Source organism: Palaeococcus pacificus DY20341 (genome assembly GCF_000725425.1).
Lineage (GTDB): Archaea > Methanobacteriota_B > Thermococci > Thermococcales > Thermococcaceae > Palaeococcus > Palaeococcus pacificus.
On the sequence record NZ_CP006019.1, the window covers coordinates 80,546 to 95,359 of the forward strand.

Sequence of the window (14,814 nt, forward strand, 5' to 3'; positions counted from 1 at the left end):
TTATGGCACGTAAAGTATCAATTTTATTGTCTTTAGTTAAAGTAACGAGAAGAGTAATTCCAGAGAAATGGATTAAAAAATACGATGCCTATTTATACGCTGCTGGCATTAGATTTTTGGCTGCGGAGTATCTAACAGTTACAATTTTGATCGCTATCCTAGCTGGAATAGTTCTAGCCATATTTAATCCCCTGTATGGGGTTGGAGCTTTTGTAGCAGTGTTTGGAGGAATAGGATTTTTCTATCCCTATTGGAGAACTGCCAAGAGGATAGAAGAGATGGAACAAATGATCCCTGATGCTTTTTTCTATTTGGCTAGCTCGCTGAGGGCAGGAATTTCATTTAGCGAAGCTTTAGAAGAGTTGACAACTGCAAGATTTGGGGCCTTGACTGAAGAATTTAAGAAAACCGTCTCGGAGATTAAAAAGGGTAGGCCCACTATAGATGCTTTGAAAGCTTTTGCTTTCCGTAATCGGAAGTCAAAAGTTCTTTACAGGTCTATGATGATTGTCATTGAAGCCTTTGAGAGAGGTGCCCCAATGGCGGATGTTCTCGTTTCTGTCGCTAACGATGTTCGTGAAATATTAAGAATACAAAGAGAGAGGAAATCCTCTACAGGAATGCAGACTATGTTCTTTATGGTGGCAAGTGGGGTGGTAGGTCCGATAATTCTAGGTATTGTTCCACAGATTATAGAGGCAATGATAGCAGCAAACACTTTCACATTGCCTTTAGACTCAATAAAACTCATCTTGATGGGTTTTGTAGCTCTTCAAGCAATAGTATCGGGGCTGGGAATAGGGGTAATAAGAGAGGGCAAATTCTCAGCTGGTTTAAAGTATAGTGCGGGCTTAGCTGTTATGGGGGTTCTTTTCTTTGAGCTAGTCGGCATGGTAAATATAGGGCTGTAGAAAAGTTAAAAAGAGGAATCACTCCTCTTCAGCTTTTTCTTTTTGGATATCGACTATCTCAACTTCGAAGATGAGTGTTTTCCCTGCTAATGGGTGGTTGAAGTCGAGCGAAACACTCTCTTCTTTAATTTCACTAATCTTCGCAATCCCACTGTCTGTCATTACATACATGCCGACTTCGGGAGTCAGTCCAACTTGTTCGAACTCTCCCTTTGCGACATCCACGATTAAGTCTTCCCTTGGCATGCCATATCCGAGTTCCGGTGGCACTGTAACGGTCTTCTTTTCACCAATTTCCATTCCGAGTAAAGCTTGATCTAGGCCGGGAATCAGCTCCCCAACACCAATGTTAGCGCCAAGTGGACCGTACGTCCTATCCTCTAAAAAGATGCCAGCTTCCTTGGCAATGTCCTCGTAACTTGTATCAAAAATTTCCCCGTTTTCAAACTTTCCAATGTAGTTAAAAACTACAAAATCTCCTTTCTCAACTTTCATTTCTTTCACCACAACTTAAATATTCAACTTTAGTTGGCGCTTAGCCTTATAACGGTTTTGGTCAATAGTACACATTTTTGGGAAAGGAATATAAAGGAGGAGTAAAATATATTTAATTGGTGATATAAACATGGGATATTTTTTGGATATGCTTAGGGAGGAGTTTAAGGATCTGAAGGTGAATGAGATTTACTCCACCCAGCTTGGCAATAGAAGTGTGGAAATTTTGGAAGTTTCAGCAGAAAACTGGAGATTTCTAGCGATGTTTCAAAGTGAAGAGAAGAAGGGTGGAGTTTACCTGTGGTCACTCATAATTACGAGCCCTAAAAACACGAGAACGATACAGGGAATGGATAGGATGGATACACTAAAGCTTAGGATAAGGGACAACATAAAATCAATGATAGAAGGGCTTACAGAGTGATTTACTCCTCTGGAAGCAGGTAGTATAGATAGTGGGGCCTGTTTGTGAACTCATCTATGTAGACAACTACGCCGCTTTTAGGTGGTTTTAAATAGTGTACTTCTCCTTTTTTTGTTGTTACGGCTGCAAAAGCATCGCTCTTTCTGACTCTGTTTCCTACGCCAGCTATGAGAGTAGACACAAAGCCTTCAACAGGGAGTATCATTAATTTGTCGCCTTTTTTGAGCTTGATTTGGGTTCTCCTGCCTGGTAAGACAATTATTGCATCTCTAAGCATTTTCATTTCGTTTTTGTCTACGTATAAATGAAACCTGTCATAAACCTCCTTTGTTAAAAATTTTGCTTTGTTCTTGTCTATGAAATTTGGTAGCTTATCCCCTTTTGAGAGCTTGACTTCAATGTTGTCTTGAATAATAATGCACTCGTTTTTTGCCTTTTCTTCTTCAAAACATTCATCGTAGCTTTTTTCCACAAATAGCATTGGCATCTTCTCCATCTTTCTCACCCACCTTAACTACATCCCGAGGGTATTTAGCTTTTTAGATAAATGCTCAAACTTTAGGCAAAACTTTGGGGCTGGAAAAGGACGTAAAAATACCTAAAATAAACTGAAAAAAGGATATTTGATTTCCGAAAACTATTTAAGGTTTCGACTGCCTATTGACTCTGGATTAAAATGGGAACTAAGGCAGTACTTTACTTCATTGCACTCATAATCCTTATGTCGGCTTTAACATCTCATACAGTTGGCTATGGAGAGGAGGGCGTTCACAGGGATTTCAGCACTATAAGCACAACAGCTTTTCTTATAACAGTAATATTGGCCGCTATATTCTTGGTGCTTCTCTTCCTGATTATGCGTGACCCCTTCCAACAAAAGCCAAAAGAAGACCGCTCCGCCTGGCTAACCCTCCTAGCTTACGCCGTCGTGTTTGGCTTTGGTTTGGTCATCTTCTTAATCGGCAGGCCCAAGCTCCGTCCCATTCAAAATGCAACCGCCCTCAATGGAACCTCCTCGTTCAGTGGGAGCTACATCCCAAATAAAGCTGTGAACTATTCCCCGTTGGTTAAAAGGGCCTTTATGAGCGACTCTTTGGTAAGCCTCATCACTTTATTTCTCCTCTTTGGGACAATAATTGTCTTTTCAGGAATAATGATAGTCAGACTCCACAAAGCGATGAGGATAAAGCGAATGAAGAGGGAGCTGGAGAATTTTGACAGGAAAATTGAAGAAGAGGGGATAAAATTCATAGGGAAGCCTGAGGATATTGTAGTTGAGCTTTATAAAAAAGCAGTTCTTTGGCTTGAGGTTTTGGGGGTCCCATACAAAGCTAGTTGGACTCACTGGGAGCACTATAGTTTTGTTAAGCACAAGAGAGAAGCATTCAAAAACCTAACTTCACTTTTTGAGAAAGCAAAATATGCTCCAGAGAGAGTCACAATGAAAGATGCTGAAACGGCATATAATCTTTATAGGATAATTCGAGGTGAAAATGTTGAGGTTTAGGAGCCTTTGGGTGCTAGCGGTTCCTTTTTTAATTGTAGCTGGAGTAGCGGGTTCTTATCCCCTTAGATGGCTTTCCGTGCTAATAGCATCTCTGATCCTGCTCACTGCGTTCCTAGTCGAAGCGGAGGTATACTATGGGGAAAGAAAGAAAAAGAAAGAATTTGTTCAGATAGGAAAGAGCGAGTTTCAGAGGCTTACCGATTTAGTAAAGCTCGCTAAAAAGGGCAAAACGGCTCAAAACTTGATTGAAAATAAAATTGTGGAGATATATGCACTGGCAGAGGAGAAAAGCCTCCAAGATATTAGGAAGAGTCCCAACAGGGCTCTGGAAGTTCTTCGCTCTGAAGGAGACTTTTTGCAGAACCTTGAGAAGGCCTTGGACTTCATTGAGGAGGATTTAAAGAGGATTAGGGGTGAATTTGAATGAGGGTTGAAGAAGTATCTGAGAAAGGCAATCTTATACTAAACGAGGTTAAAAAGGCTATAGTCGGAAAAGAGGAAGTTTTGAGGTTGATATTGACAACAATCCTAGCTGATGGCCATATACTCCTTGAAGACTTGCCTGGATTAGCAAAAACTTTGATGGCGAAAAGCTTTGCTAAGGCTTTGGGAGTGGAGTTTAAGAGAGTGCAATTTACGCCAGATCTGCTCCCCTCGGATATACTAGGTGTTAGCGTCTTCAACCAAAAGACCCTCGAGTTTGAGTTCAAGAAGGGGCCGATTTTTACAAACATCCTTTTAGCGGATGAAATTAACCGTGCTCCTCCAAAAACACAGAGTGCTTTGCTAGAGGCAATGCAGGAAAGACAAGTGACAATCGAGGGTAGAACATATCCACTAAAAGCTCCTTTTGTAGTTATAGCAACGCAAAATCCCATAGAGCAAGAGGGAACTTATCCCCTCCCCGAGGCCCAGCTGGACAGGTTCTTAGTGAGGCTTAGAGTGGGCTATCCAACGAAAGGCCAGGAGATTGAGATTTTAAAGAGAAGAATTGAAAGAAAGAGGGATGAAGTTGAGATAAACCCTGTGGTTTCCCCCCAAGATGTTGTGGAGATGAGGAGGGGGATTGAGGAAGTATACATAAGTGACGCTATTTTGGACTACATAGTTGATATAATAGAAGCCACACGGAGCGATAAGAAGAACGTGGAGATAGGGGCTTCTCCGAGAGGGAGCTTAGCTTTGATGAAGCTTTCTAGGGCATATGCTGCGCTGAACGGCAGGGACTATGTTATCCCCGATGATGTTAAAGCCGTTGCGATTCCAGCATTAAGCCACAGACTTATACTTAAGAGAGAGCTTTGGTACCTCCACGTTTCCCAAGAGAAAGTCATGGAGAGGATTTTGGAAAAAGTTCCAGTGCCTAAGTTTGAGTGATGCATATGAAGCCTATGGCGACGTCTAAAGCTGCACTCCTGCTTTTTGCACTTTGGGTTAGCATAATCGCTGCTTTTGGACTTGTTCGGTGGGAGATGGCCTATTTAACGCTCCCTATAATAACGCTGTTTTTTGTGGCAGTTATCTTCTTCAAACCTTCCCTTGATGTGGAAGTGGTGAGAACGGTTCCTAATGAGCGCATACTTGAAGGGGATATAGTTGAGATAAAGCTTAAACTAAAAGCAAAAGAGAGGATACCCAGTTTGAGAATAATAGAGGACATCCCTAACGACCTTGAGCTTGTTGAAGGGAATCGAGAGTTTGTGGTTTCATTGAGAAGAGGTGAAGAAAAAGAGCTGTCTTACAAGGTTAGGATAAAGAGAGGAATCCACAAGTTTGGAAAGGTTAGGATTGAGTATCAAGACCCATTTGGCTTCTTTTTCATATCCAAAACAATAGAGCACTTCAACGAAATCGTGGGTGTTCCAAAGCTTGAGGAAGTGGTGACTCCCTACTCCACCAAAGGAACTAAGGTAACGGTTGGGCCGCTCCCATCCCCAAGGGTTGGCGAAGGCGTTGAGTTCCACGCCATCCGCGAATATCAGCCTGGAGACCCACTAAAAATTATAAACTGGAAGGCAAGCGCAAAGATGAGTAAAATAATGAGCAACGAGTATGAGAGTGAGAGGAAAATTGATGTTGTTTTAATCGTTGATGCAACCTACAAGGGCAAAGAAGTCTTTGACCATTTGGTGAGAGCCGCTGCTTCCTTTATGCTGGATGCTTTAAACAACGGTACGAGCTTTGGGCTTTTGATATCTGAGGAAGTGCCTATGTGGATAAGAATAGACTACGGAAAGAGGCACTTTTTTAAGTGCATAGACTTCTTGAGCATAGCTAAGCCTGACAAGAACAACATGATAGCCTATCAAGTAGAGCACATCATAAAGACCCGCTTCCCGGCGAGGGCTCAAATACTATACTTTTCACCTCTAATAACTGAGGAAGGTATGGAAGCAGTCAAGCTGCTCTATCATTATGGCTACAATGTTATAGTAATAAGCCCCAACCCCTACTCCACCATAAAGCCAAAAACCAAGGAGGAAGAGCTCGCTAAAAGAATTCTTCTTCTCAATAGAAAAGTTAAGCTCAGCAAGCTGGCTGCCTATGCGTTGATAGTTGATTGGGATATTCACAAGCCTTTGAAAAGCGCAGTCTCAGAGGTGATTAAAGTATGAAATTCAAAGTTAAGTTCTCGATAATCCCTTTCTTTCTGCTGCTGTTCCTGACATACGGCACTCCTCTCTTCAAGCTAGCTCTTTTCTCATTTGGGAGTTTTCTATCGTACACTTTGGGTGTCCTGTTTTTGATTCCGTTTATTATCCTCTTGATTTACTATCGCATAGGCGGTTTTTATGGTGTTGCTCTTGTTTCTTTAGCATTACTCCTTATAGAGAGTGCCCAAATGGATAGGCACAGTGCTCCAAAAGAACACTACTTGATTCTTACGTTGGCGATATCTTTGACTTTTCCGGCTTATGCGTTGATTGTGCTCCTAGCACCTATAATGCCTCCCTTAGAGGTTACCATGATAGCAGCTCTTATGCTCTTGGTGCTCTATGGTATCTCACTCCTGATAGAACATGGGCAAACTAAATAAAGGGGTCTTCGGATATAATCGATGGGGAGTGGCATGGGGCTATTCGGTGGAAAAGAAAATAATGTCTTTGAAGTTTTGCACGATCACCTAAAAGCTGTTGAGAAGACATTGGAGAAGTTTAAAGAGCTCGTTGAAGCCTATCTCGACGAAGATTTAGAAAAAGCTGAGAGTCTAGTAAAAGAAGTTGAGCTATTTGAAAGGGAAGCGGATGGGCTGAGGAGAGGAATCGAAACTATGCTCTACAGAGGAGCTTTTTTACCTGTAAACCGGGGAGATTATGCACGCTTGGTTGAGCGTATAGACAATGTTGCTGATGCAGCTGAAAGTGCTTCTCACATTTTAATACTCGCAAAGCCAAAGGTTCCAAAGGAGTTGGCTGATGAGATAGTGAGAGTAGTCCAAGCCTCTTTAGAAACTTACCGCATGCTTGAAGAATCTGTCGTGTTCTTAGACAGGGATGTTGATAAAGCGCTGGAGTACACTAAGAAGACTGAGGAGCTTGAAGAAGAGTCGGACAAATATGAACATGACCTATTGGGCAAAATATTCGAGAGTGAAGAAATTAGCACATATGCAAAGCTTATTTGGGATCAGATAATAACCAAAATCGGCGACATAGCCGATAGGGCTGAAGATGCCTCTGACCAAGTTATGCTCATAGCAATAAAAAGGAGGGGTTGACATGAAGGTTTTGATTGCCGCACCACTGCACGAAAAAGCGTTTGATGTTTTGAAGAACGCTGGTTTTGAGGTAGTTTACGAAGAGTATCCCAATGAGGAGAGGCTTTTGGAGCTAGCTAAGGATGTTGACGCTATAATCGTTAGAAGCAAGCCCAAAGTAACGCGCAAAGTCATAGAAAACGCTCCAAACCTCAAGGTTATTGGAAGGGCTGGTGTTGGCCTTGATAACATTGATTTGGATGCTGCAAAGGAGAGGGGCATTGAAGTCGTCAACTCTCCTGGTGCCTCAAGCAGAAGCGTTGCCGAGCTTGCTTTAGCTCTAATGTTCAACGTCGCAAGGAAAATAGCATTTGCCGATAGAAAGATGAGGGAAGGCGTTTGGGCCAAGAAGCAGTGTATGGGCTTTGAACTTGAGGGTAAAACCTTGGGAATAGTAGGCTTTGGAAGGATTGGTTATAATATCGCAAAGATAGCCAAAGCTATGGGCATGAGCATTCTCCTCTACGACCCATATCCAAACGAGGAGAGGGCTAAAGAAGTAGGAGGAAAGTTTGTTGAGCTTGAGGAACTCTTAAAGGAAAGTGATGTCGTTACGCTCCACGTCCCGCTCTTAGACAGCACATACCACTTAATCAATGAGGAAAGATTGAAGCTCATGAAGCCAACTGCCATCCTTATAAACGCCGCCCGCGGCCCTATAATTGATACGAATGCTCTCGTTAAAGCACTCAAGGAAGGCTGGATTGCCGGCGCTGGCTTGGACGTCTTTGAGGAAGAGCCCCTCCCAGTCGGACATGAGCTAACGAAGCTCGACAATGTTGTGCTTACACCACACATAGGAGCCAGCACTGTGGAGGCTCAAATGAGAGCTGGCGTTGAGGTCGCTGAAAAGGTCGTTAAAGTTTTGAAGGGCTGATGCCCATTTTCTTATTCTTAGATTTTATGAAAAAGAGGAGTAATTACAAATACCAGGAGCTGAAATCTCTTAATCCGAGCTTTTGGAGAGTTTGCATAACTCCCAGAGCGATTCCTTCTACTTCGATTCCTCCCTCACCTTTGTTGGCATCCCCAACTATGTAGACGTTTTCCATTGGGAAGTCTGGATGATTTTGTCCGGACGCGACTCTATTTACTGGGTTGCTCTCCATGTAGCTCTGCACCATTAAAATTTCTCCTTCTTCATCCAGCTCTGGAAAGAGAGTGTATAAGTCTTCAATTCCAAGCTCGCGCTCCCTCTTCAAGTCCTTGCTCCTAATGGCCTGGTGGGCCATTATAAGTGTGTAGCCCTCTTTTGTAAGCTCGGGTGATATTGCGGAAGGCTCATTGTAGCCGTTTATTCTCTTTGTGTCGAGAGTGAAAATAACGGTGTTTCCTATTCTAGGGCCGCCTTTTAGAGCAATGTTGTATTTTATCCCTTCCGCAGGTTTTAGAGCATCTATTTCTCTTAGAAATTCTCTATCGAAGTTGTCTCTTCCAAAAAGCTCTACAGTCTCTTTTATTCCAATGTTCGAGATTAAGATATCGTAGGTAAATTCCTCCCCGTCGGATGTGATAATTTTGTTCTCATCGACTTCAACAACCCTCTTCCTAGTAAGCACTTTTCCTCCGTTTTCTTGAACTATTCTCGCAAGTTCGTCTGTTACAGCTTTACATCCTCCTTTTATCAGCCCCGGTCCTCCCCACTTTAAGGTCGCTTTTATCTCTTTTGCGAGTTCTAAAGCCGGCACTTCTTCAAGGGTTAAGCTGATTGCCCAGCCAACGAAGCTCTCTAAGAAAGCAAAAACGAACTCGTTCTCTCCTATTTTATCCTCAATCCAAACTTTTGCGTTCTCATACTCATTTTTCTTGGGGAGGCGATTTGCCTTAATCTCAGCAAGGAGTTTCATTGCTTTTGCTTTCTCCTTGAGGCTTAAGCGCTTCCATCCTTCGCGGTAGTGGAAGAGCTCTCTATTATAGAAGATTTTACCCTTTGGATTCGAGTTCACTATCTCAACTTTAGCATTTAAGAGCTTGAGGAGATGAGCTAGAGGTCCGTCCGCTCCGTGAGGAACCATATGAAGAGCGCCTGTTGAGAGCTGAAAGCCTTTGTATGAGAGATTTGTGAAGCGGCCTCCGACGTATGGGGCCTTTTCCAAGACCACAACATCGTAACCTTCTTTCGCTAGGAATGCACTTGTTAGTAGTCCGCCAAGGCCAGCGCCAACGGTCACCACTTTTTTCTTCATCTTTTCCACCAAATTAAGAGTGCATGAGGAATTTATTAAATTTGTCGAAGGTTAGCTTCACCTTCTGTGTCTGGGATTTCCAAAAGGGTCTATCAAGCCTGCCCTTATGAGTGAGGAGCTTATTTTATTTCCAAGCTTGCTTTTCACGATTCCAATTTTTACTATCTCTAGAGGCTTCAGCCCTTTTTCTCTCCGGGCTTTGTTAACCAAGAGGGCGCCTTTGTAGGTTTCTTCACTCACAACAATGGCATCCAATTCCTTCATTTCTGCGGTGAATCCTATAGCTGAGTGAATTTTTATAATACGGTAATTTTTATAACCGTTAACCTCAAAGAACTTTAACAAGTCATTGAGTCTAATCCTGTAGGGAAGTATTTTTTCAGCGTAGGGTTTCTTCTTTGTCATTTCATCAGCTGTTAAGCCTATATAAACGTATTTTCCCACCTCAAAGGCTTTTCTTAAGAGTGCCTTATGCCCAAGGTGAAGCCTGTCGAACGTTCCTCCAACGACTACTTTTTTGTATTTCTTCATTTCCTTCCCCACCTAATTTAGACATGGGAACCAATAACTTTTTTTATCTTTTATTAGAAAAACCTTGGGGGTGAGAGAATGAAGAGGCTCTTGTTCTTAATTGTGGGGATGCTTATATTCTCAAACTTTGCTTTCGCTTATGAAGAGCAGCACTTGTTCGACTTAAACGTGTATATAACCGTTTCCGAATCAGGCTCGGCACTTTTTAGGATAAATGCAAAGTTGAAAGACCCAACCGAAATTGCTGAGCTTGAGAGCATTTTGAAAAAAGATGGAGAAGAAAAGGCAAATCAGGCCTTTGAAAACCTGCTTTATTCTTTAATCTACAGGAACTTTGTTGATGATGTGAAAAAGAAGTATCCAGATGCTCAAATAGTAATCCCTGCTGATGGACTTGTCAAAGTAGGAAAAAACTGGAGTGCTGTGGTTCAGTTCAAGTGGTACAACTATCTTGTGGAAGATAATAAAACCCTAAAATCTGGCTTTTATGGTCCATTGAGGTTCATATACAAAAATAGGGTTCTTAGCTATAAGTGGAACAACCTCTACCTCGTGCTCCCCAAAGAGGCTTACGTACTGAATTTGGCCCCAGCTCCTGAAGAATTTGAAGAAAACGTGGCTAAATGGGAGAACGGCGATTACCTCCCGATTGTAATTATAACATTTGATTCTGCAGTTTACGAGCAGGCTATGAACAAGACGATGGAGACTCAAAACAAAACAACGTTTGTTCCTTTCGAAGAGTTTTTAGCAAACACAACGAAAAGCATAACATTAAGCTACGACACTTGGAGCGGCTTCCTAAAGTTTAACGCCACGTTTGAAGGGATAGAACCGAGCGAATATCACGAAAAGAAAGTTCTGGAGGAGTTTGAGAAGGCGATGGACATCAACAGCATAAGCTCAAAGAGGGATGGAAATAAGCTTGTAATCTGGGGAGAGGCAAAACCTAGTATAAAATACGAGGAGAGCTTCACAAAGAAGAGCTGGAACGTGACGGTTGAACTGCCTTTCCGCTTTGACAGCGTTCACGTAAGCGGCCCCTTCGCGGCTATGAGCAGCGATGGCAAAAGCGTGAGCATCCTCTACGTCGAAAAGAAGAGCATATGTGGCCCGGGAGCTATTTTAGGGATATCGTTAATACCTCTGCTACTCTATAGGAGAAGGAGGTGAATTTATGCACTTTTTCTTTTATCCTTCTTCGGTTGCAGTATTTGGCTCATTCAAAAGAGGAGCGATAGCCTACGAAATTTTGAGAAACATCCTTGAAGGCGGCTTTGAGGGTGAAATAATCCCGGTAAATCCAAAGGGCGGCGAAGTTGAGATCGCTGGAAATAGGATTGATATATTTAAAACACTGGAAAAAAGCGTTGATGTTGCGATAATAGCTATCCCCGCTCGTTTTGTTCCTCCACTCATAGAGGAGATTGGGGATAAAATCAAAGGTGCAGTTGTTATAAGTGCTGGTTTTTCTGAAGTCGGCAACGCTGAGCTTGAGAAGGAACTCCTCGAGAAGGCAAAAGAAAAAGGGGTTAGAATCATAGGCCCCAACTGTGCCGGCATCTTTGGAGTTCATGCTAGCTTTTTCGGCTCCTTTGAGGTTCGTGTTAATAAAGGGGGTTTAGCTTTAATCTCACAGAGCGGTGCCTTTGGAGGGGCAGCTTTAGCGATGGGCAATGAGGAGGGAATAGGCTTTTCGGCCTTCGTTTCCTATGGAAATGCCGCTGATCTAAATGAGAGCGACTTTTTGAGATACTTCGCTGATGATGCTAACACAAAGGCTATAGCTCTTTACATTGAAGGCGTTAGGGATGGACGCCGCTTTATGGATGCTTTAAAGTATGCTGCCCAGAAAAAGCCAGTAATAATCTTGAAAGCGGGTAAAAGTAAAAGCGGAAGCAAAGCTGCGCAAAGCCACACCGGCTCTTTGGCGGGAAGTTATGAAATTTATAAAGCTGCGTTTACTCAAAGCGGGGCAATAGAAGTAGAAGAGATGGAAGAACTCTTCGATGCGGCGAAAGTTTTTGAAATGTATGCTAAGGCAGGTAAAAGGGTGGCTATAATCACCAACTCTGGCGGTCCTGGCGTTTTAGCCACGGATAAAGCAGAAAAGCTTGGCTTGGAGATTGCAGAGCTGAGTAAAGGGACAATAGAAGAACTCCGCTCGTTTTTGCCACCTCAATGTTCGACTAAAAATCCAATAGACTTAATTGCCGATGCTGATTACGAGCGCTATAAGAGAACTATAGAGGTCGTTGCAAAGGATGAGAATGTGGATTCTATACTGGTAATCTGCGTGCCGCCGATATTCATTCCAAGTGAGGAGATAGCTAAAGCTGTGATGGACGCGGAGTGCGAGAAGCCGATCATAGTTAACTTCATGGCCGGAGAGCTCGTTAAAGGTGGGGTGGAACTATTAGAGAAGCACGGCATAAAGAACTTTCCAACACCGGAAAGGGCTGCAAAAGCTTTGAAATGGCTCACCCTTAGGGAATAGTTTCTTTTTTAATTTACACATCCTTTAGAATTCCATAGAGAGATCCCACAAAAATACATTCATAAAAGAGTTTTGGGAAATCTATGGTGCGGGGGGAGGGATTTGAACCCTCGAACCCCTGCGGGAGTGGATCTTGAGTCCACCGCCTTTGACCAGGCTCGGCAACCCCCGCTCTAAAGAGCGGTCATCTAACTATGAGAGGGCTATGCCTTAAAAACCTTACGCCCAAACTTTTTTAAATCCGCTTTCCTCCCATCTATCATGCCCTACCTGTATACCCAAAACTTTGAACTTCAGAAGAGGCTTGCGATGGAAAAGTTAAACGAAGCTTTAAACAGAGGGTTAGTTGATAGAGACATTATAAGTCTCCTTGAGAAGATAAACTCCCTCGAGAGCTATTTTACAACATCCTCCTGCTCCGGGAGAATAGTTGTTATGGAGATGCCGGACTTTGGGGATAAATTAAATGCTAAATGGCTCGGCAAATGGCACCGTGAAGTATCTCTCGAGGAAGTCAAGGAAGCGATAGCTAAGCACAATGATGGCATGCTCTGGTTCATGCTCCACAGTCCGATTCTGCATGTTGCATCCAAAACGCTTGAAGACGCAGTTGCACTCTTAAACTTAGCCATTATGAGTGGATTTAAGAACTCCAACATTAAGAGCGTGAGCCATAAGAAGCTCCTCGTTGAGATCTACTCCACAGAGCGCATCGATGTCCCCCTTGGAGAAAAGGGCGAGATGTGGGTAAGTGAAGACTACTTAGAACGCGTGGTAGATATGGCCAATAGGCAGCTGAGGAGGAGCAAAAGAAAGCTTAGAACGCTTGAGGATGAAATTGGGAAGTTGAGCGTTTAAATGCACAACGGTAAGATTTATAAACGATTGCCTTTAACCCAAATAAGAATCTCACGATAATTGAAGAACCGCATTTCTTGGAGGTGGTTTGGAATGGAGATGGAAATTAAAGTACCTGTGTGCACATCATGCGGAAAGGAGATAACACCAAGAGAAAAGAGCACACACTTCCTCTGCCCCAACTGTGGTGAGGAAGTAATTTGGAGATGTGAAAGCTGCCGCGTTTTAGGCGTCACTTACAAGTGCCCCAAGTGCGGATGGGAAGGACCTTGAGGTGGTGTAGATGAGCGATTTCAACTTAGTTGGAATTATTAAGGTAATGCCAACCGACCCAGATGTGAACTTAGACGAGCTTGAGGAGAAGATCAAGAGTGCAATCCCAGAGAAGTTCGGCTTCCAAAAGATTGAGAGGGAGCCAATAGCTTTTGGTTTAGTCGCTTTGAACGTTTACCTCCTCGGAAAGGATGCTGAGGGCTATTCCTTCGATGCTGTCGCCGAAGAACTCGAGAAGATTGAAGAAGTGGAGAGCGCTCAGGTTACAACAGTTTCAAGAATCTGAACTCTTTCTTTTTAATTTGTTTTGGTTTAAAATAGAAAGGGCTTAAAGCCCTATGTTTAGGAACTTAACTCCCTTTTCCTTGAAGTCATTGAGAATTTCTCTAAGCTCTTCGTTTTCTATTGAAGTGTAGAGCTCTTCAAACCTAGCTTTGGCCTTTTCTTGGCCCTCTTTGAGCTTGGCAAGCTCTCCAAGAGCGTTGAAAAAGTTCGCGTAGTCCTTGTTGACATCATCGAAGGCATTCACAAGGACATCAACGTTTTCATAGACCTCCTCGAAGAGCTTTTCATTGAACAGTGCCTCTAGAAAGTTTTGGAGCGTTTCAAAGGCAAAGAGAAACAGATTTTCGTCCGTTTCCAATGCTTTGAGCATGGCCTTGCTTATATCTTTAAATGCTTCCCTGTAGTTCTCCCTCTCGGCCTCTATCTCAGACTTCACGAGGAGAGCGTTGACCTCAATCTCATCGCTCCTTGGCTTTTTGAGAACCTCTCTGATGAGTTCTTCGGCTTTTTCATCCTTTCCAGCCTCATAGTAGAAGTGGGCCAAATCCACTAGGCTTATCAAGTAATTGAGCTCATCGTTAAGCTTCTGAAACTTCTCCCTTGCTTGTTCCATAAACTCAATAGCTTTTTCCAAGTCTTCGAGCTCTTCATGCGCAAGCGCCAAGTGGGCTAGTGTTAGGGCCTCTTCTGTTTCATCCCCTCTCTTTCTCTCAAGGTTTAAAAGCTCCTCATAAGCGTTTATGGCCTCCTCAAGGAAACCAAAATGCTCGTAAGCATCTGCCAAGTGATAGAGTGCTTGGATGTACTTCTCTTCATTCTCCTTGACTTTTTCTAAAATGCGCTTATACGGCTCGATTATCTTTTCCTCTTTGTTTAAGTGGGCGTAGATGTGAGCTATCTCATGCGCCAAATCATAGCTCTCACACTCTACCGCAGCATCTTCAAGTTTCTCGAGGAGTTCTATAATCTGATCTTCTCTTTCCACTGTGTGGAGATAATCATCCAGGAGTTCGAGTATCTTTTCACAGTCCTTTACTTCCAAAGCTTTTGAAAACTCTTCCATTTATTCTCACCACTTCAAAGTTTATCC

The 14,814-nt window shown here is 43.0% G+C and carries 19 protein-coding genes and 1 tRNA gene; 14 read left to right on the forward strand and 6 right to left on the reverse strand.

What is annotated here, in order from left to right:
* Positions 1–2: 2 nt before the first annotated feature.
* Positions 3–911 (forward strand): type II secretion system F family protein, encoded by a 909-nt coding sequence (locus PAP_RS00430; protein WP_048164006.1) that lies wholly within the window; start codon positions 3–5, stop codon positions 909–911.
* An 18-nt stretch (positions 912–929) separates the two neighbouring features.
* Here the strand turns inward: PAP_RS00430 and PAP_RS00435 are convergent, their stop codons facing one another.
* On the reverse strand, positions 930–1,406 hold the full coding sequence (locus PAP_RS00435; protein ID WP_048164007.1) for an FKBP-type peptidyl-prolyl cis-trans isomerase: 477 nt from the start codon (positions 1,404–1,406) through the stop codon (positions 930–932).
* Positions 1,407–1,536: 130 nt separating this feature from the next.
* On the opposite strand from PAP_RS00435, the gene PAP_RS00440 reads away from it, so the two are divergent.
* The gene (locus PAP_RS00440; protein ID WP_048164008.1) at positions 1,537–1,830 is read left to right on the forward strand and encodes a hypothetical protein; all 294 of its coding nucleotides are present in this window, start codon (positions 1,537–1,539) and stop codon (positions 1,828–1,830) included.
* A 1-nt stretch (position 1,831) separates the two neighbouring features.
* Here PAP_RS00440 and PAP_RS00445 read toward each other — a convergent pair whose 3' ends face one another.
* Complete coding sequence (locus PAP_RS00445; protein WP_048164009.1) at positions 1,832–2,326, reverse strand: DUF2118 family protein; 495 nt, start codon at positions 2,324–2,326, stop codon at positions 1,832–1,834.
* Positions 2,327–2,506: 180 nt separating this feature from the next.
* Between PAP_RS00445 and PAP_RS10080 the strand changes: the two genes are divergently transcribed.
* Genes PAP_RS10080 through PAP_RS00480 form a run of 7 tightly spaced genes read left to right on the forward strand, consistent with a single transcriptional unit; the run spans position 2,507 to position 7,971 of the window.
* The gene (locus tag PAP_RS10080) at positions 2,507–3,337 is read left to right on the forward strand and encodes a DUF4129 domain-containing protein (protein WP_052649017.1); all 831 of its coding nucleotides are present in this window, start codon (positions 2,507–2,509) and stop codon (positions 3,335–3,337) included.
* The gene (locus PAP_RS00455; RefSeq protein WP_048164010.1) at positions 3,324–3,764 is read left to right on the forward strand and encodes a hypothetical protein; all 441 of its coding nucleotides are present in this window, start codon (positions 3,324–3,326) and stop codon (positions 3,762–3,764) included. The genes PAP_RS10080 and PAP_RS00455 overlap by 14 nt, the downstream gene beginning before the upstream one ends.
* Entirely contained in the window at positions 3,761–4,714 is a 954-nt protein-coding gene (locus tag PAP_RS00460) for an AAA family ATPase (RefSeq protein WP_048164012.1), read from the forward strand. Before PAP_RS00455 ends, PAP_RS00460 begins: the two co-directional genes overlap by 4 nt.
* Before the next feature lie 5 nt (positions 4,715–4,719).
* The gene (locus tag PAP_RS00465; protein ID WP_144367975.1) at positions 4,720–5,952 is read left to right on the forward strand and encodes a DUF58 domain-containing protein; all 1,233 of its coding nucleotides are present in this window, start codon (positions 4,720–4,722) and stop codon (positions 5,950–5,952) included.
* Positions 5,949–6,374: a hypothetical protein gene (locus PAP_RS00470; protein ID WP_048164013.1), complete on the forward strand. Its 426-nt coding sequence runs from the start codon at positions 5,949–5,951 to the stop codon at positions 6,372–6,374. The genes PAP_RS00465 and PAP_RS00470 overlap by 4 nt, the downstream gene beginning before the upstream one ends.
* Before the next feature lie 33 nt (positions 6,375–6,407).
* Complete coding sequence (locus PAP_RS00475) at positions 6,408–7,055, forward strand: TIGR00153 family protein (protein WP_048164014.1); 648 nt, start codon at positions 6,408–6,410, stop codon at positions 7,053–7,055.
* Position 7,056: 1 nt separating this feature from the next.
* Complete coding sequence (locus tag PAP_RS00480; RefSeq protein ID WP_048164015.1) at positions 7,057–7,971, forward strand: D-2-hydroxyacid dehydrogenase; 915 nt, start codon at positions 7,057–7,059, stop codon at positions 7,969–7,971.
* 43 nt (positions 7,972–8,014) lie between these two features.
* Here the strand turns inward: PAP_RS00480 and PAP_RS00485 are convergent, their stop codons facing one another.
* Together PAP_RS00485 and coaD are read right to left on the reverse strand one after the other, a co-directional pair.
* Positions 8,015–9,280 (reverse strand): phytoene desaturase family protein, encoded by a 1,266-nt coding sequence (locus PAP_RS00485; RefSeq protein ID WP_048164017.1) that lies wholly within the window; start codon positions 9,278–9,280, stop codon positions 8,015–8,017.
* A gap of 57 nt (positions 9,281–9,337) precedes the next feature.
* Complete coding sequence (coaD, locus tag PAP_RS00490) at positions 9,338–9,811, reverse strand: phosphopantetheine adenylyltransferase (protein ID WP_048164018.1); 474 nt, start codon at positions 9,809–9,811, stop codon at positions 9,338–9,340.
* Between the two features lie 78 nt (positions 9,812–9,889).
* On the opposite strand from coaD, the gene PAP_RS00495 reads away from it, so the two are divergent.
* Both PAP_RS00495 and PAP_RS00500 read left to right on the forward strand, forming a co-directional pair.
* Positions 9,890–10,984, forward strand: coding sequence for a CGP-CTERM sorting domain-containing protein (locus tag PAP_RS00495; RefSeq protein ID WP_048164019.1), 1,095 nt, complete (start codon positions 9,890–9,892; stop codon positions 10,982–10,984).
* Between the two features lie 4 nt (positions 10,985–10,988).
* Positions 10,989–12,308 carry an acetate--CoA ligase family protein gene (locus PAP_RS00500; RefSeq protein WP_048164021.1) on the forward strand — a complete coding sequence of 440 codons (1,320 nt, stop codon included), beginning with the start codon at positions 10,989–10,991 and terminating at the stop codon, positions 12,306–12,308.
* An 84-nt stretch (positions 12,309–12,392) separates the two neighbouring features.
* Here PAP_RS00500 and PAP_RS00505 read toward each other — a convergent pair.
* A tRNA-Leu gene (locus PAP_RS00505) sits at positions 12,393–12,480 on the reverse strand.
* Between the two features lie 89 nt (positions 12,481–12,569).
* Between PAP_RS00505 and taw3 the strand changes: the two genes are divergently transcribed.
* The 3 genes from taw3 to PAP_RS00520 all read left to right on the forward strand — a co-directional run bounded on the left by taw3 (position 12,570) and on the right by PAP_RS00520 (position 13,725).
* On the forward strand, positions 12,570–13,166 hold the full coding sequence (taw3, locus tag PAP_RS00510; protein WP_048164022.1) for a tRNA(Phe) 7-((3-amino-3-carboxypropyl)-4-demethylwyosine(37)-N(4))-methyltransferase Taw3: 597 nt from the start codon (positions 12,570–12,572) through the stop codon (positions 13,164–13,166).
* Between the two features lie 93 nt (positions 13,167–13,259).
* Entirely contained in the window at positions 13,260–13,439 is a 180-nt protein-coding gene (locus PAP_RS00515) for a zinc finger domain-containing protein (RefSeq protein ID WP_048164023.1), read from the forward strand.
* Positions 13,440–13,449: 10 nt separating this feature from the next.
* Complete coding sequence (locus PAP_RS00520; protein ID WP_048164024.1) at positions 13,450–13,725, forward strand: elongation factor 1-beta; 276 nt, start codon at positions 13,450–13,452, stop codon at positions 13,723–13,725.
* A 42-nt stretch (positions 13,726–13,767) separates the two neighbouring features.
* Here the strand turns inward: PAP_RS00520 and PAP_RS00525 are convergent, their stop codons facing one another.
* Positions 13,768–14,787 (reverse strand): tetratricopeptide repeat protein, encoded by a 1,020-nt coding sequence (locus PAP_RS00525; protein ID WP_048164026.1) that lies wholly within the window; start codon positions 14,785–14,787, stop codon positions 13,768–13,770.
* Positions 14,788–14,814 lie beyond the last annotated feature (27 nt).